General features: G+C 70.6%; 17 protein-coding genes. 9 read left to right on the top strand and 8 right to left on the bottom strand.

What is annotated here, in order from left to right; translation table 11 throughout:
- The first annotated feature begins 13 nt into the window (after window positions 1-13).
- On the top strand, window positions 14-1,174 hold the full coding sequence (locus tag BM290_RS17750) for a hypothetical protein (protein ID WP_093615328.1): 1,161 nt from the start codon (window positions 14-16) through the stop codon (window positions 1,172-1,174).
- A gap of 1,052 nt (window positions 1,175-2,226) precedes the next feature.
- On the opposite strand, the gene BM290_RS17740 is transcribed toward BM290_RS17750, so the two are convergent.
- Entirely contained in the window at window positions 2,227-3,246 is a 1,020-nt protein-coding gene (locus BM290_RS17740; protein WP_093615324.1) for a hypothetical protein, read from the bottom strand.
- A gap of 233 nt (window positions 3,247-3,479) precedes the next feature.
- Here BM290_RS17740 and BM290_RS17735 point away from each other — a divergent pair, with 233 nt between their 5' ends.
- Complete coding sequence (locus tag BM290_RS17735) at window positions 3,480-5,336, top strand: WD40 repeat domain-containing protein (RefSeq protein WP_093615322.1); 1,857 nt, start codon at window positions 3,480-3,482, stop codon at window positions 5,334-5,336.
- A 51-nt stretch (window positions 5,337-5,387) separates the two neighbouring features.
- Here BM290_RS17735 and BM290_RS17730 read toward each other — a convergent pair whose 3' ends face one another.
- Together BM290_RS17730 and BM290_RS17725 are read right to left on the bottom strand one after the other, a co-directional pair.
- Complete coding sequence (locus BM290_RS17730) at window positions 5,388-5,936, bottom strand: 2'-5' RNA ligase family protein (RefSeq protein WP_093615320.1); 549 nt, start codon at window positions 5,934-5,936, stop codon at window positions 5,388-5,390.
- A 62-nt stretch (window positions 5,937-5,998) separates the two neighbouring features.
- Window positions 5,999-6,817, bottom strand: coding sequence for a hypothetical protein (locus tag BM290_RS17725; protein WP_093615318.1), 819 nt, complete (start codon window positions 6,815-6,817; stop codon window positions 5,999-6,001).
- A gap of 280 nt (window positions 6,818-7,097) precedes the next feature.
- Between BM290_RS17725 and BM290_RS17720 the strand changes: the two genes are divergently transcribed.
- The 5 genes from BM290_RS17720 (at window position 7,098) to BM290_RS17700 (ending at window position 12,633) form a co-directional block, all read left to right on the top strand.
- Window positions 7,098-8,390, top strand: a complete 1,293-nt coding sequence (locus tag BM290_RS17720; RefSeq protein WP_239143459.1) for an ABC transporter substrate-binding protein — start codon at window positions 7,098-7,100, stop codon at window positions 8,388-8,390.
- Complete coding sequence (locus tag BM290_RS17715) at window positions 8,387-9,301, top strand: carbohydrate ABC transporter permease (protein WP_093615316.1); 915 nt, start codon at window positions 8,387-8,389, stop codon at window positions 9,299-9,301. The genes BM290_RS17720 and BM290_RS17715 overlap by 4 nt, the downstream gene beginning before the upstream one ends.
- A 3-nt stretch (window positions 9,302-9,304) precedes the next feature.
- The gene (locus BM290_RS17710) at window positions 9,305-10,111 is read left to right on the top strand and encodes a carbohydrate ABC transporter permease (protein ID WP_093615314.1); all 807 of its coding nucleotides are present in this window, start codon (window positions 9,305-9,307) and stop codon (window positions 10,109-10,111) included.
- Between the two features lie 8 nt (window positions 10,112-10,119).
- Window positions 10,120-12,006, top strand: a complete 1,887-nt coding sequence (locus BM290_RS17705; protein ID WP_203779222.1) for a glycoside hydrolase family 127 protein — start codon at window positions 10,120-10,122, stop codon at window positions 12,004-12,006.
- 189 nt (window positions 12,007-12,195) lie between these two features.
- On the top strand, window positions 12,196-12,633 hold the full coding sequence (locus BM290_RS17700; protein ID WP_093615312.1) for a hypothetical protein: 438 nt from the start codon (window positions 12,196-12,198) through the stop codon (window positions 12,631-12,633).
- A gap of 164 nt (window positions 12,634-12,797) precedes the next feature.
- Here BM290_RS17700 and BM290_RS17695 read toward each other — a convergent pair whose 3' ends face one another.
- The 3 genes from BM290_RS17695 to BM290_RS17685 are packed head-to-tail and all read right to left on the bottom strand — an operon-like array spanning window position 12,798 to window position 15,912.
- Complete coding sequence (locus BM290_RS17695; RefSeq protein WP_093615310.1) at window positions 12,798-13,631, bottom strand: carbohydrate ABC transporter permease; 834 nt, start codon at window positions 13,629-13,631, stop codon at window positions 12,798-12,800.
- Window positions 13,632-13,633: 2 nt separating this feature from the next.
- Window positions 13,634-14,608 carry a carbohydrate ABC transporter permease gene (locus BM290_RS17690; RefSeq protein ID WP_203779229.1) on the bottom strand — a complete coding sequence of 325 codons (975 nt, stop codon included), beginning with the start codon at window positions 14,606-14,608 and terminating at the stop codon, window positions 13,634-13,636.
- 14 nt (window positions 14,609-14,622) lie between these two features.
- Window positions 14,623-15,912, bottom strand: a complete 1,290-nt coding sequence (locus BM290_RS17685) for an ABC transporter substrate-binding protein (RefSeq protein WP_203779220.1) — start codon at window positions 15,910-15,912, stop codon at window positions 14,623-14,625.
- Window positions 15,913-16,134: 222 nt separating this feature from the next.
- Between BM290_RS17685 and BM290_RS17680 the strand changes: the two genes are divergently transcribed.
- Entirely contained in the window at window positions 16,135-17,655 is a 1,521-nt protein-coding gene (locus BM290_RS17680) for a class I SAM-dependent methyltransferase (protein ID WP_239143458.1), read from the top strand.
- An 8-nt stretch (window positions 17,656-17,663) separates the two neighbouring features.
- Here BM290_RS17680 and BM290_RS17675 read toward each other — a convergent pair whose 3' ends face one another.
- Entirely contained in the window at window positions 17,664-18,047 is a 384-nt protein-coding gene (locus tag BM290_RS17675) for an ankyrin repeat domain-containing protein (protein ID WP_239143457.1), read from the bottom strand.
- A gap of 90 nt (window positions 18,048-18,137) precedes the next feature.
- Window positions 18,138-20,396 (bottom strand): RNA polymerase sigma factor, encoded by a 2,259-nt coding sequence (locus tag BM290_RS17670; protein WP_093615302.1) that lies wholly within the window; start codon window positions 20,394-20,396, stop codon window positions 18,138-18,140.
- Window positions 20,397-20,575: 179 nt separating this feature from the next.
- Here BM290_RS17670 and BM290_RS17665 point away from each other — a divergent pair, with 179 nt between their 5' ends.
- A complete protein-coding gene (locus tag BM290_RS17665; protein ID WP_093615300.1) occupies window positions 20,576-21,988 on the top strand; it encodes a hypothetical protein in 1,413 nt (470 codons plus the stop codon).
- Window positions 21,989-22,163: the final 175 nt, after the last annotated feature.

Genomic DNA, 22,163 nt, shown 5'->3' with positions numbered 1-22,163 from the left:
CCTAGGAGCGACGATGCGTACCGATCACGATCTGATCCAGCTGCTCGACGACGAGCCACCCACCCCGTCCGCCGTCGACGTCCGGGGCGCCATCGCCGCCGGCCGCCGCCGGCGGACGGTGCACCGCGCCGGTTGGGCCGGCGCCGCCACGATCGCGCTGGCCGTCGCCGCCGTGGCCACTGTCAACGGCACCCTGTTCGCCCCGAGCCCGGCCCCGACCGACGCCGCCGGCCCGGCCGCAGTGCCGGCCTCGTGTGTGGTGCGCGACCTGACCGGGGTGCCGTCGTCGCTGGTGCGGGGCGCCGACGCGACCGGCCGTCATCTGGCCGGGAGCACCGACCCGGGCGCCGGGGCGGTGCTCGTGCACGACGGCCGCAGCACCGCTGTGGAGCTGCCCGGCGCCGGGAGATCGGCGTTGACCGCGGTCGCCGCCGACGGGACGGCGGTCGGCTGGCGGTTCGCGACGGACGGCGACGCCGCGCCGGTGCCGTTCGTGTATCGGCAGGGCACCGCGTCGGCGCTGCCCGGGGTGGCGTATGGCACTCCGCAGGGGATCAACGACGCCGGGACGATCGTCGGCACGTCCGGTGGTTTTCCGGTGCGATGGCCGTCGGCGACCCAGGACGCGGTGCGGTTGCCGGTGCCGCCCGGGACGAGGCAGGGCTCCGCGATCGGCATCGACGACGACGGCACGATCGTCGGCTCCATCGACGGCAAGGCGTTCGCCTGGCTGCCCGACGGCACGACGCTCGAGCTGCCCAGCCCCGAGATCGGCGGCGTCACCGCCACGATGACCATGGCGTTCGGCATCCGCAACGGCTGGGTGGCCGGGTCGGCGCACACCACCGAGCGCCCACCGGTCGGCGACCTGGTGCCCTCCGTCGTGCAGTCCGTGTCGGTGCTGTGGAATGTGCGCACCGGGACCATGCGTGTCATCGAGCCGGCCCGGGCCGAGCCGGCCGCGGTGAGCGCGGACGGATGGCTGGCCGGCGTCGACGCCGACGGCGGCCCGGTGCTCGTCGCGGGCGCCACCACCCTGCGGCTTCCGCTGCCCGCGGGCAGCATGACGATGGCCGGCTCCACGTTCACGATCAGCGCCGACGGCCGTAACATCACCGGTTCGATCGTCGACGCCTCCGCCGCGCGCCGCTCGGTCCGCTGGCAGTGCAGCTGAAAAGACGCGTAAGGGGCCGGCCAGGCGGGCCGGCCCCTTGCCGCCTGGGCGGGTCGGCTCCTTGCCGCCTGGGCGGGTCGGCTCCTTGCCGCCTGGGCGGGTCGGCTCCTTGCCGCCTGGGCGGGTCGGCTCCTTGCCGCCTGGGCGGGTCGGCTCCTTGCCGCTTGGGCGGGTCGGCTCCTTGCCGCCTGGGTGGGCCGGCCCCTTACCGTCCGGGCGGGTGGCCTCCTCAACGCCCGGGTGGGTGGCATCCTTACGGCCCGGGCGGGTGGCCCCCTTACCGCCCGGGCGGGCCGGCACCCCTCAACGCCCGGTTTGGGCAGGGCGTGATCTTTCGGCTGACAGCCGGCAGGAGGTCCGTCCTCTGTCGTCCGCCTCAGGCGGGCGTGGCTGCACGGCGGCCTGCTCGTCGGCGTTCAGGCGGGGCGCCGGGCCGGTGGGGCGCAGCAGCGGCAGCAGCCAGGCCGTCCGTTCGAACATCGTCCGGATACGGACCGCCCTCGCGTCGTCGAGCCAGTCGTGCGGCGCCGCGCCGTCGACCAGGACCGCGCGGTGCTGCGCTCCCGCTCGCCGGGACCGAGCGTGGGACGTCGTTCGGGCCCGGCGCCGGGGTCAGTCCCACTCGGCGGGTGACGGCGGTGGCGGGTGACGGCGGCGCGTTTTGCGGGCGGGCCGTGTCTTGCGTGCCGGTTCGGCCGGCGGGTCCGGTGACGGCGGAGGCCAGAGATCGCGCTGGATGAGGGCGTTGAGGTGGGTGCGGATCTTCCGGGCGCTGCGTTCCACCTGTTCGCGTTCGTGTTCCGGCAAGTCCGCGAGAGGGTCCGGGAGGACCGTGTCCCGGCTGACGAACACGATGCTGTCCGTGCATTCGCCGCACAGCGCACACCACGACGTGGACATGCACCGCTCGTAGCCGCTGTCCCGTACCGGATGTATCCGGTAGGTGTGGTGGTAGATCCGCCCGTCGCAGCGGGACGGCGCGCCGTCGAAACCCCGATGCGGGCCATCGGGGACATACCTCCAGCCCACCTGTCCGGAAGCGCCACCCCTCGTCACGGCAGCCGGAGACCGAGCCGGACGCTGTCGTCCAGCGTCGTGATCCAGCCGCCCTCCCCGGCGCGGACGATCAGGTCGCGTTCGCCGAAACGCAGCACCATGCCCTCGATTTGAGCGTAGATCCCCAGCAGGAGTACGGCGCCGGTCAGCGCGGCGCCGGCGAACGGAACCGCCGGGTGGTACGCAAAGGACTGTTCCGGCGAGACGGACGCCGCCCGTACCAGCACCTCGTCGTGGCAGCCGCAGGAGATCAGGGGCGGCCGGTCGGCGAAGCGCCAGAGCAGGTCGGACGCCCGGGTGAAGTCCAGGGGCTCACCCCGGACGGGCTGGTGGCCGACGACGTCGATGCCCTCCAGCCGGTGGCCGATCAGCGTGGTCAGCAGCTCGGCGACGGTCGGCTCGGCGGCGGTCGGCGGGACCGGCCCGGAGCGGGTGTCGATGCCGAGCAGGCCGATCAGCGCGAAAAGCTGCTCCTCGACGAAGGTCTCGGTCGTGGCCAGTGCCGCCTCGACCTCCGGGATCGGTGCCGGGTCCAGGCCTGCCTCGCGCGCCCACGCCACCGCGGCGCTCGCGGCCGGCGTGCCGTGCAGCGTCTCGTTCAGCATGCTCTGCCTGGTCGCGGCCACCTCGGCTTCGTACTCCGGGTCGACCCAGCCGGCACCGAGGTAGTTGCCGTCCTCGTCGAAGGGTGACGACGGCAGGACGGTGTAGCCGACCGCGCTGTCGATGTTGAGCCAGGTGTCCCAGAACGGCGTCTCCACACCGACAGCGGCCAGGTAGGCGGCGGAGCTGTCGAGCACACTCGCCGCCAGCACCGGAGCCTTCGTCGCGTCACGCAGGCCGGTGAGAAAGGTGTCCGGCAGGTCGTCGATCGTCGCCCGGATCCGGGTCACCTGCCATCCGCCGGACACCTGGTCATGCTCCAGCTCGGCGTCCCGCAGCTCGGGGATCTCCGGCAGCAGCTCTCTGGCGAGCGCCCGGCCCCGATGAACGACGATACTTCCCCAGAACCCCATGGCAGCTGATCATGAACCATCCCGGGGCCGCGTGTCAGCCCGGCTCCCGCCCGGTGCTGTTCGAAGCCGCGGAAGACGCCGTCGGCGAACTCCTCCCGTGCCCGCGGATGCGCGAAGTCGGTTCGGATGACCAGGGAAACGCCGGAGTCCTGGTGCCGGACGGGGGCGTTCCCACATGCGAGAAATGGCCAGGTCGACGGTGCGGACGTTCGCCTGGCCGTACCCTGCCGCACATGGAATCCTCGTTCAGCTGGGTCGAAGACACCGAATTCGCGCCGCACCGGTTGCTGCGCGCGACCCTCCGGGCCGGTCGTGCCGGGGTTCCGTCGTTCTCCGACGAGGAACACGACGCGGAGTTCGTGAGACTCGACGGGGACCGGGTCGTGCTCCTCCGGCGCCGGCCGTCCAAACTCGTGGACCTGCGGACCGGCGTCCCGCTGGCCGACCAGGGCCGGTTCGCCCTGCAGCCGCAGAAGTCGGCGATCAGCCGGCTCGACGGCCGCCCGGTGATCGCCCTGCTGCGCGCGGACACGCTGAAGATCCGGGATCTCGCCACCACCGATCTGATCGCCGAGGTGCGCGCGTCCTTCGAACCGGGCAGCGGTGTCGTCTTCACCGAGATCGACGGGCGTGCCGTGGTGACCGCCCGGGCCGAGAGCGACGGGATCTCCGGGCGGACGCCCCGGTCGTGGGACGCCCGGACCGGTGAGCCGGCCGGCCGGCCGTACCCCGCCGACACCTTCGTGCGCCGGATGGCCGCCGGCCGTCTGGGGGAGCGGCCGGTGGTGTTCGCCGCCGGCTCCACCGGGATCCTGGCGATCGACCCGGCCACCGGCGAGGAGGCGAAACCCCCGATCACCCGGTACGGCGAAGGCGTGACCGCACTCGTGTACGGGCGGGTGGACGGGCGTGCCGTGCTGGTGACCGGCGGCGCCGACTCGACAGTGCGGGTGTGGGACGCGACCACCGGCGAGCCGGTCGGGCATCCGTTCGACGGTCACCGGACCGAGATCACCTCGGTGCAGCTCACCGAGGTCGACGATGTGCCGGTGGTGGTCTCCACCTCGCGCCGGGGCGCCCCGCGGATGTGGATGCTGCGCAGCCCGGCCGCCGCCTCCGGGCACACCGACACGGTGAACGCGGTGTGCGCCGGATTCTGGGCGGGCGTGCCGGTCTTCGCGTCGGCTTCCGCGGACCGCAGCGTACGACTGTGGGACGCCGTCACCGGTGCGCCGGTGGGGGCCGCCCTGGCCGGGCACGAGGCGGCGGTGACGGGGGCGGTGTTCGCCGGGCACGGCCGGGACGTGCTCGTGACCGCCGGCGCCGACGGCGTGGTGCTGTGCTGGTCGCCGGACCATGACGAGCCGCGGTCACGGGTGCTGACCCGGACGGCCGGGCCGGTCGCGTGCCTGGCCGCGACGGTCGTCGACGGCCGGGGCATCCTCGGGATCGCTGCCGCGCACGGCGCCGAGTTCTGGGAGGTGGAGGCCACCAGGCCGTACGCCACCCTGGACACCGGCCCGCTGCATCACCTCGACCTGACCACGCTCGGCGGACGGCTGGTGGCGCTGGCGGTGAGTCCTCATCCCGAGGGGTTCATGGGCGCGGTGACGGTGTGGGACGTGTCGGCGGGCAAGCCGTTGCACGATGCCGTCCTGGTGCCGGAGTTCTCCGCCGCGGTCGGCGCGTTCGGCACGGTCGACGGCCGGCCGGTGATCGTGCAGGGCATCGACGCCGAGAACGACAACGGCGAGGGTGAGAGCTACTGGCCGGAGAACGGCGGGCACCTCACCGTGTACGACGCCGCGACGCGTACCGTTCTGGCCCGGTTCGACGCCGTCTCCGCCTGGAACGCGCACGTGTCGGCAACCGGCGCGGTCGCTCTGCTCTCGGTGACGGACAGCATCGAGCGGGGCGTCCACGTGATCGATCTGCGGACCGGCGCGAAGATCGGGGAGACGTACACCGGCCACGGGTTCGCCGACCCGATCCGGACGGCGGCCCTCGCCGTCGACGGCCGGGTCATGGTGGCCTCCTGCGCCGGCAACGCCGTCCACGTCTGGGACCGGGAATCGCGCGAACTCCCCTGACGCCGCCCGGCGCCTACCGCGGACCGAGGGCAGCGACGCGGATGCAGCGGATCATCGTGGACCGATCCGCGTGATCGGGGTGAGCGCGATCCGCCTGTGGCCGCCCGGCACCTCGACGAGGTGGGCGGCGGAGGCGAGAGCGGGGATCGGGATCGGGAAGCCCGCCACCACGTCGACGACCGTCGCGCGGTCGGTCACCCCGGTCGCCAGTGTGCAGTGCGGCAGCAGGGCGTCGGGCCGGTAGTAGGGCCAGATGCCTTCGGCGATGGGCGCGACGGCTTCGTGGACCTGCCGGTGCAGGGCCAGCAGACGGCCGGACGGGATGACGGCGAGGAAGGCGACCGCCTCGTCGGTGAGGAAGAAGCCGAGACCGGCCAGCGGCAGCGGCAGCCCGGTGGCGGTGGCGAGGACGGGCCGCAGCACGTCGGCGACCTGATCCGGGTCGCCGTGCTGGTAGACCGACAGGGTCACGTGCGGGTGGTGATCGGCCCCGGGCCGGCCGCCGAGCGACACGACCCCGGCGGCGTCGAGAGCGGCCCACATCTGCCGGACCCGGCGGTCGGCCCGCTCGTCGAGGAAGAGTTCGATCGCGTACGGCATGGGTCCATCATGACGCCCGGCCGGCGGGGAAGCCGGCCGGGACGAGAGGGGGGACGGCGCTGTCAGTACCCGTAGCGGCTCTTCAGGTGACGCCACCAGTCGCGGAACATCCAGGCGTCGAACTCGGTGATGGACGCCGAGCTGCCGGCCTTCATGATGAAGCTGCTGACGCCGGACGGGGTCCAGTCGTAGAAGTCGTCGAGACCCCACGTGTGGCCGATCTCGTGCAGCAGGATCGTCATGTCGGCCGCGTTGATGTTGTTCATGAAGTACTCGCGGCCCATCCGCTGGCCCCAGTCGCCGCCCGCGCCGCCGCCGAAACCGTCGGTCAGCCACAGTGACTGGTCGTAGTGGCGGGCGTAGCCGCCGGGGCAGCTGGGGTACTGCCCGTTCTGCTGGAAGAACCGCCCGCACGGCGCGGAGCACTGCGGGGCGTTCTCGCGGATGTCGTTGACGTAGATGTCGACGGACGTGTCGGTCCACTGCAGTTGCGAGCGGTTGCGCACGGCCCAGCCGACGACCTTGACCGGGACGTCGCCGTACGGCCAGGCGTTGTGCCCGACGAGCTCGTCGGTCCACTTCTTGTACTGCCGGGTCACGGCGGCGTGGATCTGGTCGCGCTGGGCGGCGGTCACGGTCGCCGTCGAGTCCCAGCGGACGCAGTAGTTGATGTACCCGCGGTTGGCCATGATCTGGTCCCAGCCGTAGTTGCGGAACCCGTACAGGTTGCCGTTGTTGTAGGTCTGTTCCTGGTGTTGCCAGACCTGGTTGAGCGGGGTGACCAGGTTGGCGGGCGGGTTCCAGGTGGCCGGTGCGGCCAGGGCCGCGGAGGCCGGAGTCAGGAAGATCGCCAGGAGGATGGCGATCAGTTTCCGTCGCATGGGTCCCTCCTTCGAGGACATAGCATCGAAGCGGTTCGATGTCCGGGTCACGCTGCCTTACGAAACCGTTTTCGGCAAGATGTCCCGCGCGTTACGAAATAGATCCATGTGAGCCCGCGCCGCGCCGCGAAGCCTTGACAGGGCGTTTGCTGGAGTATTACGTTCCTGAAAACCTTTTCGGTCCAGCGTGGACGCCAGATATTCCAGGTGAGCCGCCAGTTTGTGTAGCGGCTGCTGAAATCTTCCGAAACTTTCTGAAAGCGCTTCATGGAGGTGATCCGTGCGGAGATTGCTGGTGTGGACCGCGGTGGCGGCCCTGATGGCCGGCCCACTGGCGGCCTGCTCGTCCGATAGCGGTCAGGGCGAGGCGAAAGACCCGGTGGGCGCGGGCGTCGAGGGCGTCGACGACGGCTCCGAGCTGACCCTGTGGACCCGGGCGCCGCTGGAGCTGCAGGCCAACGCTCTGGTCGCCGCCTACAACAGGTCCCACAAGAACCAGGTCAAGCTCACCATCGTCCCGAACGACGACTACGTGGCGAAGGTCGGCGCGGCGGCCGGCAGCGGCGACCTGCCCGACCTGTTCGCCGCCGACATCGTCTACGTGCCGAACTGGACCGAGGCGGGGCTGTTCAGCGATCTGACCGCGAGCATCGGCAAGCTGCCGTACGCCGACAAGATCAACCAAGGGCACCTGGCCGCCGGCACGCACGAGGGCAGGAAGTACGTGCTCCCGTTCGTCCTGGACCTGTCGGTGATCTTCTGGAACAAGGGGCTCTACAAGGAGGCCGGCCTCGATCCGGAGAAGGGCCCGACCACCCTCGACGAGTTCAAGCAGCAGGCCCTGGCCGTGCAGAAGCTGAACAAGAAGGACACCTACGGCACCTACTTCGGCGGCAACTGCGGCGGCTGCAACGTCTTCACCTGGTTCCCGATGGTGTGGGCCAGCGGCGCGGAGGTGATGGACCCCGAGGGCACGAAGTCGCTGCTCAACGGCCCCGCCTCGCAGAAGGTCTACAGCACCTGGCGTGAGCTGCAGACGGCCGGCGCCGTCGCGCCCGGGTCGAAGGACGAGACCGGCGCCACCTGGGTCGCCGCGTTCCAGGAGGGCAGGATCGGCGTGATGCCGTACCCCGCGACGCTGTTGCCGACCGCCTCGCAGAGCGTGGACGTCGGGGTCACCGGCATCCCCGGGGCCACCGGCGGCCAGTCGACGTTCGTCGGCGGCGACGGCATCGGCATCTCCAAGGACGCGAAGAAGACCCAGCAGGCGTGGAACTTCCTGTCCTGGCTGATGTCCGAGAAAGCCCAGGTCGACGTGCTCGCCGCCGGCAACAGCACGGTGGCCCGCACCGACCTGGCCGACAACCGGTATTCGCAGAAGGATCCGCGCGTGGCCACCATCAACAAGGTCGCCGGCGTGCCGCAGAGCAAGACCCCGGTCGCTGTCAACTTCCAGCAGGCGTTCAACGCGCCGGGCAGCCCGTGGGTCACCCTCCTGCGCAATCAGGTGTACGGCGACGCGTCCAGCCTGGAGAAGGACAACGAGGCCGTCACCCAGGTTCTCGGCCAGTGACGCTGACAACCGTTCCCGAGCGGTCCGGCCTGGACTCCGGGCCGGCCGCCGGCTCCCGTGCCCGGCGCCGCAGACCGGCGTTGACCGGCTGGGCGTACGCCGCACCCACCGCCCTGTTCGTGGCGATCTTCTTCGTGACGCCGATCCTGCTGGTGGGCCGGATGTCGGTGTCCGACTGGGGCCTGTTCACCGGTGACCGCGGCCTGAACGCGCCGGAGAACTTCACCGACGTCGTCGAGTACCGGCTGTTCTGGCCGGCGGTCTGGTTCACCGTCAAGTACACGGTGGTCACCACGGTCATCCTGCTCGGCCTGGCCCTGCTGATGGCGCTGATCGTGCAGGAGTCGAGCCGCTGGACCGGCTTCCTGCGCACGTCGTTCCTGGTGCCGAGCGCGCTGGGCCTGGCGTCGGCGTCGCTGCTGTTCTACGCGCTCTACTCGCCGCAGAGCAGCCCGTTCGGGTTCCTCGGCGTGTCCTTTCTCGGCACGCCGACCGCGGCCCTGTGGTCGACGGTGGCGCTGATCGTGTGGCGGTTCGCCGGCTTCTACATGTTGCTGCTCCTGGTCGGTCTGCAGGGCATCTCGGCCGACGTGTACGAGGCGGCCCGGCTCGACGGCGCCGGCCGCCGGCAGACGTTCCGTTACGTGACGCTGCCGCTGCTGCGGTCGTCGATCGCGCTGTGCACGATCCTCTGCGTCACCGGGTCGATGCTCGCCTTCGACCAGTTCTACCTGCTCACCAAGGGCGGCCCGGACAACAGCACGCTGACCATCGTCCAGCTGATCTACAACTTCGCGTTCTTCGGCGGCAACCACCTCGGCCGTGCCGCCGCGCTGTCGATCATGGTGCTGGCCGCCCTGCTCATCGCCAACGTCCTGCAGTTCCGGGGACTGCGCGGGAAGGAAGGGTGACGCGTGTTCCGTACCCCTCAGAAGGTTTTCACCGGCGGTCTCGCCCTGCTGTTCCTGTTCCCGCTCGTCTGGGCGAGCGTCGCCTCGGTGAGCCCGCAGGCCGGCTCGGCCCAGATCGGCGGCTGGGGGTTCGGCAACTACCGGACCCTCGCGAACTACCAGGCCGGCATCGGTCAGTACCTGCTCAACTCGACAGCGGTGTCGCTGATGACGGTGCTGTTCACGCTGATCGTGTCGCTGCTCGGCGGGTATGCGTTCGCCCAGTTCCGGTTCCCCGGCCGGGACGTGCTCTTCCTGGTCACGCTGGCGATCCTGATGGTGCCCTACGCGACCCTGCTCATCCCGCTCTACGTGCTGCTCAACCGGCTCGGCCTGCAGGACTCGCTGCTCGGCCTGGCACTGGTGCTCACCATGTTCCAGCTGCCGTTCGCCACGTTCATGATGCGCATCTCGTTCGAGGCGGTGCCGAAGGATCTGGCCGAGTCGGCGCAGGTCGACGGCTGCGGCAGCCTGCGCACCCTGGGCCACGTGCTGGTCCCGGCGGTCAGACCGGGCCTGATCACGGTCGGCCTGTTCGCGTTCCTCGCCGCCTGGAACGACTTCATCACCCCGCTCGTGCTGATCAGCGACTCGGCGAAGATGCCGCTCCCGCTGGCCGTGGCGAACATGCGCCAGCAGGTGATGGGGATCGTCGACTACGGCGCGACCGAGGCCGGCGTGGTGGTGCTCGCGCTGCCCTGCGTCGTCCTGTTCCTCGCACTGCAACGGCACTACGTCCGCGGTTTCATGTCCGGCGCACTCAAGGGCTGATGATTTTCATGACGATCGACGAAACGCTGGCCACCACCGTGTCCGGCATGCCGGTGGCGCCCACCCGGGGCCGGCTGCGGCCGCTGGGCGTGGGCGAGGTGACGCTGCGGCCCGGTTTCTGGCAGCAGCGGCAGGACACCAACGCGGCGCGGACGCTGGCGCACATCGAGCACTGGCTGGAGAAAGCCGGCTGGCTCGCGAATTTCGGGCTGACCGGGAACCCGGCGGAGCGGCGGGGGCGGGAGTTCGCCGACACCGAGGTCTACAAGTATCTGGAGGCGCTGGCCTGGGAGTACGGCCGGACCCGTGACCCGGGGATCGACGACCGTTACCGGGCGATCGTGCGCCGGGTGGTCGCCGCGCAGGAGCCGGACGGCTACCTCAACACCAACTACGGCCGCCCCGGCCAGGCACCGCGCTACAGCGACCTGGAGTGGGGTCACGAGCTCTACTCGTTCGGTTACCTGATCCAGGCCGCCGTGGCCCGGGCCCGCACCTACGGGCCGGACGAGCTGCTGGACGCGGCGCTCCGGGCCGCCGACCACGTGTGCGCCGAGTTCGGCCCGGAGGGACGCAACGGGATCTGCGGGCACGCCGAGATCGAGATCGCGCTGGTCGAGCTTTACCGGCTGACCGGGGTACGCCGTTACCTCGACCAGGCCCGGCTGTTCGTGGAGCGGCACGGGCACGGGACGCTGGCCGACATCGAGTTCGGCCGGTCCTACTTCCAGGACGACATCCCGGTCCGTGACGCCGACGTGTTCCGCGGGCACGCGGTGCGCGCCACCTATCTGGCGGCCGGGGCGGTCGACGTGGCGGTGGAGACCGGTGACAGCGGGCTGCTCGACGCGGTCACCCGGCAGTGGCGCAACACGGTCGCCCGTCGTACGTACCTCACGGGGGGTATGGGCTCCCGCCACCAGGACGAGGCGTTCGGTGACGACTTCGTGCTGCCGCCGGACCGGTCGTACAGCGAGACCTGTGCCGGTGTCGGCTCGGTGCTGCTGTCCTGGCGGCTGCTGCTGGCGCACGGCGATCCCCGGTACGCCGACCTGATCGAGCGGACCCTGTTCAACGTCATCGCCACCTCGCCCGGCGACGGCGGCGACCGGTTCTTCTACACCAACACGCTGCACCAGCGGACCCTCGGCGCCGAGCCGCCCGCCGACGTGCAGGTACCGCGGGCCGCGTCCAACCTGCGCGCCCCGTGGTTCGACGTGTCGTGCTGCCCGACGAACCTGGCCCGCACCTTCGCCAGCCTGGCCGCCTACGTGGCGACCGTCGACGACGACGGCCTGCAGATCCACCAGTACACGCCGGCGACCATCCGGACCGGCGACCACCACCTGGAGATCGACACCGCGTACCCGGCCGACGGCCTGATCACGATCCGGATCGTCGCCGGCCCGGACACCCCCTGGACGCTGAGCCTGCGCGTCCCGGACTGGGCGTCCGGCGCCACCCTCGACGGGCTGCCGATCAGCCGCGGCCTCGTGCAGCTGCGCCGCGCCTTCACCGCGGGCCAGACCCTGCGGCTGCGGCTCCCGGTCCAGCCGCGGCTGGTCACCGCAGACGAGCGGATCGATGCGGTACGCGGCGCCGCCGCCGTCGAACGCGGGCCGGTCGTCTACTGCCTGGAGTCGGTGGACGTGCCGCCGCACGTGGCCTTCGACGCCCTGCACCTGGAGCGCGACGCCGTGCCGGTGGACGCCGACGGCACCGTCCTGGTCACCTGCCGCCCGTCGGTGAACGCCGACCACGACTGGCCGTACCGGCCGCCGGCGCCGTCCGGTGACGCGGAGCCGGTCCAGGTCGCCCTGCACCCCTACCACCGGTGGGCGCGCCGCGGCCCGTCCACCATGCGCGTCTGGATCCCCCTGACCCCCGAGAGGTGAATCCGCCGGATGCCCGGCAACGACCCTTGCTGCAGGACGGCGCCGCCACGGTCCGGTCACCGTGCGTGGCCGGAAAGGCGCACCCGGCCGTCACCGGGCGTAACCTGCACACCAATCGGGTCCACATCGAAATCGACGTGCCTCCGACCGTCGAGGTCTCCGGTTGACACAGTGGATCACGCTCGAGGCATGAAGGTTCTGTGCCGCTCGCAGTCCGGCCAGTGGATCAAATGGCGCGTCGGCCGGCGGCGCATGGTGTGGTTCGGCACCATCACTCCAGGGCTGGTGCTGCTCGAGATCGGTTTGGAGATCTCCTTCCTGTTGCCCCTGGCGCTGCTGGGCCTGGCCTGGATCCTGGTCACCTTCCTCAGCTGCCTTCTGGTGACGATGCTCGTCCTGCCGTTCCGCTACCTCCGCGACCGCTGGACGGTAATCGCCTACGAACTCGGCGACCCGCTCGAACGCCCGGAGATCCGCCAGAAGGTGAAGGGCCGCAGAGCCGCCGACGCCCTGGTTCGCGAGTGGGCGGCCATCATCGAACGCGAGGGCAGGCTGATCTTCAGGGATGCTCCCGACGGACCGCAGGTGATGCCCGCTGATGGACCGTCGGCCCAGGCTGGGCGATGACGCGGGCGGACAGCGGGATGATCGCCCGGCTGCCGGCCCGGATGGGGGCGGCGAAGAACCGCGACGAGGTGTCTCGCGCGCTCGCCCGGATGCGTGCCTGACGCGGGGCATCCGGGCGAGCGCGGGGCGTCGTGGGGGTGACTCCCGCGGTGAGTCCGTCCTCCTCAGCCCTTCACCGCTCCGGTGAGGCCGCCGACGATGCGGCGCTCGAAGAGGCTGAAGAACACCAGCGCCGGGATCATCGACAGCGACGTGAAGGCGAGCACCTTCGCGGTGTCCACCGAGTACTGCGAGGCGAACGCCTGCACGCCCAGCGGCAGCGTGAACGCCTCCTGGTCGTTGAGGATGAACAGCGGCAGCAGGTAGCTGTTCCAGCTGTTGACGAACGCCAGGATGCCGACCGTGATCAGGCCCGGCACCGACAGTGGCAGCACCATCCGCCAGAAGAAGCCGAGCCGGCTGCAGCGGTCGATCGCGGCGGCCTCCTCCAGCTCCTTCGGGATCGCCTGCAGGAACGGCACCAGGATGATCACCGTGGTCGGGAGGGTGAAGGCGATCTGCGGCAGGATGATGCCGGGCAGCGTGTTCACCAGTCCCAGGTTCTTGATCAGGACGTACAGCGGGGTGATCGCGACCGTCGGCGGGAACATCAGGCCGGCGGCGAACAGCGCGTACATCGCACCCCGCCCCCGGAAGTGATAGCGGGCCAGCACGTAGCTCGCCATCACTCCCAGGGCGACCACCCCGGCCGTGGTGATCACGGCGACGATCGTCGAGTTGGTGACCTGGAGCCAGAACGTGTCACCGGTCAGGACGTCGGCGTAGTTGCCGAACTGCCACGGGTCGGGCAGGCCGGCGGGGTCGGTGGTGATCTGCGAGTTGGTCCGGAAGCCCCCGATGATGATGTAGACGACCGGGCCGAGCATGACACCGATGAGGGCGAGCGCGGCGGCGTAGACGACCGGGTTGCCGCGCCGGGCGTGGGTGGCCGTGGCCATGTCTACCGTCCTCCGGTGAGCGCGCCCTGGGTGTCCCGGCGCAGCACGAAACGCTGGTACACGAGCGCGATGATCATCGAGATGAAGAAGAGCACGACCGCCACCGCGTTGCCGTACCCGTAGTTGCCGGCGTTGCGGCCCTCGGAGACCATGTACGTCGCCATGGTCGAGGTGCCGGCGGTCGACGCGACGTACTGGCCCCAGATGATGTAGACCAGGTCGAACAGCTGCAGCGCGCCGATGATCGACAGGAAGCCCCAGATCCGGATGGTCGGCCCGAGCAGCGGCAGGGTGATCCGCCACTGGGTCTGCCAGTAGGAGGCGCCGTCCATCGCGGCGGCCTCGGACAGCTCCTCCGGGATGTTCTGCATGCCGGCCAGGAACAGGATCACCGCGAACCCGACGTACTTCCAGGTCAGGATGAGCATCAGCGTCCAGATGGCGATGGACGGGTTCGCCAGCCAGTCCTTGGCCAGCCCGTCCAGGCCGATCGACCGCAGGATGCCGTTGACCGCGCCCTCGGTCTGCAGCAGCAGGGCCCACGCCGTGCCGACGATCACCTCGGAGATCACGTACGGAACGAAGATCAGCACCCGGATGATCGACTGGCCGCGCAGCTTCTGGTTGAGCAGCAGCGCGAAGACCAGCGCGATCGGCCCCTGCAGCACCAGCGACAGCACCACGATCTGGGCGTTGTGCCACAGCGCCTCGTGGAACAGCTTGTCCTGCAGGATGGTGACGTAGTTGTCGAACCCCACGAAGTTCGTCGGCGGGCCGAAGCCCTTCCACCGGTAGAACCCGTAGTAGCCGGCCAGCAGGACCGGGGTGATCACGAAGCCGACGAACATCAGGACGGCCGGGCCGGACAGCACCGCGATCTCGAGGCGCTGGGCCCAGCCGATGCCACGCCGGCGGGGCCGGGCCGGAGGCGGCGCCGTGACGCCACCCCCGTCCCGGACTCGACTGTCGGTTGTCAGGGACACCGAGACACTCAGCCCTTCTTGGCCGCGTCGTTGACGGCCTGCAGGATCCCGGCGACGTCACCCTTGCCGGCGAGCAGGTTCACCACGCCGACGTTGAGCGCGTTGCCGACGTTCTGGCCGTAGATCGTGTCCAGCCACTGCGACACGTACGGCGCCTTGTTGTAGGCCTCGAGAACCGCCTTCAGGTAGTCCTCGGTGACCGCGCCCTGCGCCTCCTTGCTGACCGGCAGCGCGTTGAACGCCTTGTAGTAGCCCTCCTGCACGTCCTTGGTGAGGATGTAGTTCAGGAAGTCGGCGCACTCCTTCGGCGCCTGCGCCGAGCACGAGTAGCCGTCCGCGCCGCCCATGATCGCGGCCGGGTCGCCCTGGCCGCCCGGCACCGCCGGGAACGGGAAGTAGCCCAGGTCGGGCAGCGGCTTGGTGTCCTTGGTGAGCGAGGCGATGACACCCGGGTCCCAGGCGCCCATCAGCTCCATGCTGGCCTTGTAGTTGGCCACCAGGCCGGCCGAGCTGCCCGCGCCCTGCTGCGCCGAGGTGGTCAGGAAGCCCTCGTTGAACGGCTTGGTGTCGGCGAACGCCTTGAGGTCCTCGCCCGCCTTGGTCCAGCAGGCGTCGGTGAACGTCTTGTCCTTGGCCGCCGCGTCGAGGGCGGCCGGGCTGCACGCGCGGAGGGCGAAGAAGTAGTACCAGTGGGCGGCGGGCCACGCGTCCTTGGCGCCGAGGGCGATCGGCGTGCCGTTGGCCTTGAGCTTGGTCACCGCGGTGTTGAGCTCCTCGAGGGTGGTCGGCGGGGCGGTGACGCCGGCCTTGCTGAAGAGATCCTTGGAGTACCAGAGACCACCGGGCAGGATCGAGACGGGTACGGAGTACGCCTTGCCGTCGACCTGCCCGGTCTTCAGCGCCGCCTCGCCGACCGCCTGCTTGGTGGCGTCGGTGATGTCCGCGGTGATGTCCTTGAGCTGGCCGGCCTCGACCATCGCGGCCATCTTGCCGCCGCCGCGCTGCAGGAAGATGTCCGGCGCGGAGCCCGAGTTGAGCGCCGTCTGCAGCTTGCCGTCGAGGTCCTCGTTCTGCACCTGCTGGATCTTGATCTTGACGTTCGGGTGGGCGGTCTGGAAGTCGGCGACCGTCTTGTCCCAGAAGGCCTTGCCCGGGCCGGTGGTGGCGTTGTGCCACAGCTGCATCTCGACGTTGCCGCCGCCGCTGCCGCCCTCGTCGTCCCCGCCTGTGCATGCGGCCATGCCCAGGGCGCTCAACGCCACCGCGACGGCCATCGCGAGGGTCTTTTTAGGTGCCACGAAGCCCACCTCATCACTATCGAAAGTTTCGGAGTGTTTCCGGAAGATGTCGCCCAAAATATGGAGCGGCAAACGTGGATGTCAAGACGTGGGCGCGGGGAGAAGTGGCACGAGGGTGATGACGTACGGCTACCGATAATTATCGGAAGTTACGATCCGTTGCTCATTTCTGCCGTCCCGAACCCGTGGGCGGGTATGCTCCTAGGTCGTCCGAGACATGGGGTGATCCACATCGAGTTCGTGCTGTTCCCCGGCCGCCACCACCTGCTGACCGCCTTCCAGGCCGAGTACCTGCACCGGCTCGCGGCCGGCAGCGGGGCCACGATCGTGTGGGCGGTGACGTCGGCCAACCACGACAACACCCGGCGCAACCCCGTCCCGTACCACCGCCGCGAGGCGGCGATCGAACGGTTCAGCCTGGTCAGCGGGCTGCGTTCACTCGTCGTGCCGGTCTTCGACACGGCGCCGACCGACACCTTCGCCGAGGTGACGCTCAAGAGCATCGCGGTGGCCACCGGCCTCGACCTCACCCCGGCCGACACCGTGGTCGCCTGCTCCACGCCCGAGGTGGCGAAACTCTACGAGCGGCTCGGCTTCCCGATCGCCCCGGTCGAGGCCGACCCCGATCTGCGCATCACACCCGAGCGCCCCTGGGACGTGCTGCTGCGCCTGGCCGCCGGCGACGAGACGTGGCGCAAACTGGCACACCCCGCCACCATCGACGTCTTCGAGCGGTACCGGCTGGTCGACACGGTCCGCACCGTGGTCAACGACCCGCTCGTCGGCGACGAGGGCGGGCTCACCGCCACCCGCGACTACCGGACGTACGTGGAGGCCTTCGCCGACGCCGCCGACCGCAAGTGGGCCGCGGTCCGGCAGCATGTGCGGCCCGGCCGGATCGTCGACATCGGCTGTGGCGCCGGCGCGGTCCTCGAACTCGCCGACCGCGAGCCCGGCCTGCACGAGAGCGACCTGATCGGCGTCGAGGTGGCCCGTCACCTGTACTCCGAATGCGTGCACAAGAAGGCGCAGGGCGTCTTCCGCAACGCCAACGTGTACTTCTACCAGCGCAACGTCCTCGGCGGCGCGATCTTCGCCGACCGATCGGTGGACACCACGCTCACCTTCGCGCTGACCCACGAGATCTGGTCGTACGGCCGGCAGCGCGACTCGCTCCTCCAGTTCGCCCGGCGCATCTTCGACCACACCGCGCCCGGCGGCGTCTGGATCAACAGCGACGTGTGCGGGCCCGCCGACCGCCGCCGGCCGGTGCTGCTGCGCCTGGCCGCCGACGACGGCGACAACCCCGCCGGGCCGCGGCGTGATCTGGCGACTCTCGATTCCGGCGAGATCAAGGGGTACGTGTCGAGCCTGTCCACCCGGGCGCGGCTGGACCAGTTCGCCGCCGACTTCGCGTTCCCGTTCACCTTCGAGGCCGTCGGCGACGACACGGTCCGTCTCGAACTGGGCGCGGCCATGGACTTCCTGACCCGCAAGGACTACGTCGACAACTGGCTCTCCGAGACCAAGGAGCAGTTCTGCGGACTGTCGTTCAGCGAGTGGGCGCAACTGCTGGCCGAGGCCGGGTTCGAGCTGGACGCCGCGTCCACGCCGATCCGCAACGAGTGGATCATCGACAACCGGATCGCGCCGGTCGCCACCCTGACCGCACCGGACGGCACACCGCTCGACTGGCCGGACACCCACCTGCTCGTGGTGGCCCGCCGCCCGCGCAACAGCTAGCCCCTGTCCTACCGCAGCAGGGCGGCCATCTCCGGGAGCCGGAAGTAGTCGGCGATGGCCAGCGCCGACGGGGCGCCGCCGTCCGGGTCGGCGCCGGCGGCCAGCAGCGTCCGCACCGTGATCGGGTTCTGCCGGAACACCGCCGCGGACAGGGCGGTCTGGCCCCGGTCGTTGACCCGGTTCGGGTCGGCCCCGTGCTCCAGCAGCGCCGCCACCGTCTCCGGGTGGTCGTGGTAGGCGGCGAGGATCAGCAGGGTGTCGCCCTTGTCGTTGGTCAGGTTCGGCGGCAGACCGGCCGCCACGTTGGCGATCAGCTCCGGGGCGTCCCCGAAACGCGCGAGATCGAACATACGGTGGGCGAACGCGATCGTCTTCTCATCCAGCTGGGTCACGGAGGAAGGCGTACCCGCGATCGGCGGCACGAAATCCCGGCCGCGGTGTCGGATCGCCGCCCTCTACGACCACCTGCACCGAATAGCGGTTCAGCTCTTCATGATCGCGATGGTGATCGTTCTCGTCGTCGGTGAGGCCTTGCCGCGGCTGCGGTAATCGGGGGCCTTGTCGACGAACGGCCAGGCCAGCGAGCCGTCGGCCAGCGGCGCCAGATCGCCGCCCACCTGGACATCCAGTTTGCGGGCCTTGCCGCCGGGGGCGCCCGCGGCGGTCAGGACCTGGCCGTAGGTGCCGGTGTAGCGGCCGTCGCAGACCCCGGCGCTGCAGCCGCTGACCGCGACCTGGTCCCACACCACGAACGCCGCCGTGCCGAGACGGCCGATCCGGACGTTGACGTGATCTGTCGCCGCGGTGCTGGTCAGGTAGCGGATCGCCCGCGTCGACGGATCGGTCGTCAGGGGTACGGCCGGAGAGTCCTTGCCGGCGAGGGAGGTGACCGCGACGTTGTGGTTCTCCCAGCGGGCGGTGACCAGATACCCGTAGTCGTCGGCCGGGTCGGGGGAGGCCCTGGACCAGCCGCGGGACTGCCAGGCCAGCAGGTACCGGCCATCGGGGAAGCGGACCAGGTTGCTGTAGCCGCCGCCGTCGCCGCCGAACGGCTCGCCGCAGTAACCGGCCACGCATTCCTCGTGGTCGAGACGCGCCGCGCCCGGCCGGGGGAAGCCGATGCCGGTGTTGAGGAACAGGCCGTCCTTCCAGTCGTTGGCGCAGACCGACGCGAACGGCGTCTTCTTCTCGGCGGCCAGCGCGATGCCGGTGTTGTGGCTGCAGCCCCAGTCCCAGCCGCCGGGTACCGGTTTCCCGGCGGCGCTGCGGTAGGCGAGCCGGTCGCCGAAGTGGCCGGACTCGTCGCGGACGGCGAAGTACGCGCCGTAGACCGTGCCGTTCCACGCCAGGTCACCGACGAGCATCGGCGTCGACGTGCCGGCGTCGGTCAGCAGCGACGTCCACGCCTGCTTGCCGTCGCGGTAACGGATCAGATAGGCGCCGCTGTCACCGAACGTGTTGCCGTTCGGGTCGGCGCGCCGGGTCAGCAGGGCGAACCCGTCGTCGTGCGCGATCAGGCCGCTCGCCTCCCGGCCGGGCACCACGATGTCGTCGCCGCTGCGCTCGAAGTCCTTGCCCAGCGGTGTGACGTGCACGTTCGCGCCATCGGCGGCCAGCCAGGCGAGCCAGGCGGTGCCGTTCGGCGCGACGGCGAACGGCGTACGGCGGCTGTGCTGCTTGCCGCTGTAGCCCGGGATCCGGTAGGCGAACGGCACCGGCAGCGTGATCGTCGTCGTGGTGATGCCCTTCGCCGCCACGGACGGTGACGGCGACGGCGGCGATGTCGCGCTCGGCGCCACCACCGGCGACGGCGGCGCGGCCACCACGGCCGATGGCTGTTCCGGATCACTGTCGAGAAGGAACAGGAGCGCGGCCGCCGCCGTGACGACAGCGGCGCCGGCCGCGGCGAGCTTGGCCACCGGCAACCCGGCCGACGGCGCCTTGCCCAGCACCGCGATCCGGGACTGCAGATCGATCGGGACGGCGATCAGGGCCGCGCCCGCGAGCAGCCGCTCGGTGGGCACCAGCGACTTCCCGGCCGCGCCGCACACGTCGCACTCACGCAGGTGGCGGGCGATGCGTTTGCGCCACAGCGCGCCCGGCACATCGTCCCATCCGGCCAGCGCCGCGGTCAGGCCCGGGCAGCGGGCGGGGGCGGCGAGAGCGGCCACGATGGTACGGGCCACATCGAGCTGTTCCCGCATGCGCTGGATCCGGACACCCGCGTGCGCCACCGACAGCCCCATCGACTCGGCGACCTCCGCGCGGGTGAGGACACCGGCCGCCTCCAGCCACCACAGCGCGAGCGTCTCGCGGTGATCGTCGTCGAGCCAGAGGGTGGCCTCGGCGGTCTGCCGCCGCTGCACCGACATGTCCAGCCGCAGCACGGTCACGCCCGCGAAGTCGGTCGCCGGGTCCGGCTCGTGCGACTCCTCGTCGAACGGCGCGGTCCGGCTGACGAGCGCGTGCCGGGTGCGGTGGCGTTCGGTGACCTGGTGGCGGGCGATCGCCATCAGCCACGGCCGGAACCGGGACGGCTCCCGCAACGCCGGCAGGTCCCGCACCGCGCGCAGCATCGTCTCCTGCACCACGTCGTCGACATCGGGGTGACGGCCCAGCATGCGGCCCACGAAGTTGTAGACCAGCGGCAGGTGGTCGGTGACGAGCGCGCCGATCGCCCGCCGGTCCCCGGAGCGCGCGGCGACGACGACGTCGGTCTGGATCTGATCAGTGATGGTCATGGCGTCAGGCAGGGTACCGCCGGACGGCCGGCCCGCGAGGTTGACGAATGTCTCCCCGAAATCCTGTTACCGCACGGCCGCCGGTTCCGCCCGGAGATCTCTCTCCGGATTTCTTGTTATGCCGCCGGTGCGGGGCTCGCCATATCCGGTGTCAGGACGTTCGGATCTGGGAGTACACGATGAAACCATTCGCGGGACGGTGGCGGGCTCTGTGGGCGGGGGCCTTCACGGTCGTCGCCCTGGCCGCCTGCTCGACCGGCACGGGCACGGATCCGGCGCAGGAAGAGGCGGCCGGTCCGGTGCCCGGTCAGCAGGCCGCGGCCCCGGCATCGGCGGCCGGCCCGTCCACCGGAGTCGTGCCGCCGTCGGGCGCCGTGCCGTCCGCCGGATCCTCCGCGCCGGGCGCCGCCGCGCCCAGCGCCCCGCCGGCGGCCGCCACCACCGCCGGTGGCTGCGCCCGCACGGTGTCGGCCACGCCGTCGGCCAAGGTGACGCAGGTGTCGCTGCCGGCGAAGGTCGCCGGCTACGGGCAGGAAGGCGACACCGAGAACCTGCCGATGGCGATCGCGGCCCGGCCCGACGGCGGGTCGTGGCTGGCGTGGCTCGGCACGAACGGGAAGGTCTACCTCGGCAGGCTGGGCTGCGACGACAAGCTCGTCGGCACCCCCACCAGCTTCACCGGCATCGATCTGCAGGATGTCCAGGCCGACGCCGAGGGCGGGGTCGTCCTGCTGACGCGTAAGGGCAACTGCGGTGGCGGGGCGCTCTGCGGGGGCACGTCCAGCCCGTGCAACACGATGCACATGATCCGGTTCGACCTGAACGGCAAACCGGTCTGGGAGCGGCAGGTCACCAACCTGACCGGAAGCCGTACCGGTTACGACGACGGCGCCCGGTTCATCTGGTGGTACCAGCACCACGGCCGGCTGGCGACCAACGGGTCGGACTGGGCCGCCTACTTCGGTGTGGCGATCACCGTGCAGAACGGCAACTGCGTCGACGTCCACGAGGGCGACCGGCTGCAGGTGGTCGACGCGAGCGGCAAACTGCTGACCGGGCACAGGGACGCGTTCGAGGTCGGCTGCAGCCACGCGTGGACCTCGCGGGTGGTGTGGGATCCACGGACGAAACGGTTCGTGGCGGTGTGCGCCACCGACAACTCGTGCCGGATCGCGCAGCCCAACCCGTACCGGACGGTCGCGGCCGGGACCTGTGACGGCACGCTGTTCGGCGGCGACCTGGTGCTGGCGAGATCGAGCGGCTACTGGACCGCGTGGAGCCAGGGCGGCAAGATCCGGCTGGAGAGGTTCACCACCGGCAAGTCGACGTCCACGATCGACACCGGGATCGCGTCGGCCCATCCGCACCTGGTGTCGTACGGGACGGGGCGGATGCTGCTGTCCTGGCAGTCGGGATCCGGGATCGCGGCGCAGCTGTACGACTCGGGCACCGGCAAGGCGGTCGGCGGCCGGTTGAGCATCGCCGTCAAGGACCACTCCTACCAGGCCTTCAAGGCGTACGCCGACGGCAGCGCCGCCTATCCGGCGGCGGGGGCGACGACCTCGTCGATCAAGGTCGCCCGGGTGTCCTGACGGGTTCGGGGGTTGCCCTCCGTTCACAGTTCATGTTCCTGGAACCTTGCCGATAACGTTTTCGTACGTCAGGGTGACCTGCCATAGACCGCGGGTCTATCGGGTGAAAGATTCTGCCTCCTGGAGGTGAAGGCCTTCGGCTCATGAGCGAGTCCGGAACCTCATGAGGACGTCC

Origin of the sequence: Actinoplanes philippinensis (genome assembly GCF_900113015.1) — a bacterium.
In the GTDB taxonomy this organism is placed as follows: Bacteria; Actinomycetota; Actinomycetes; order Mycobacteriales; family Micromonosporaceae; genus Actinoplanes; species Actinoplanes philippinensis.
This window is presented reverse-complemented; position numbering and strand designations above follow the sequence as displayed.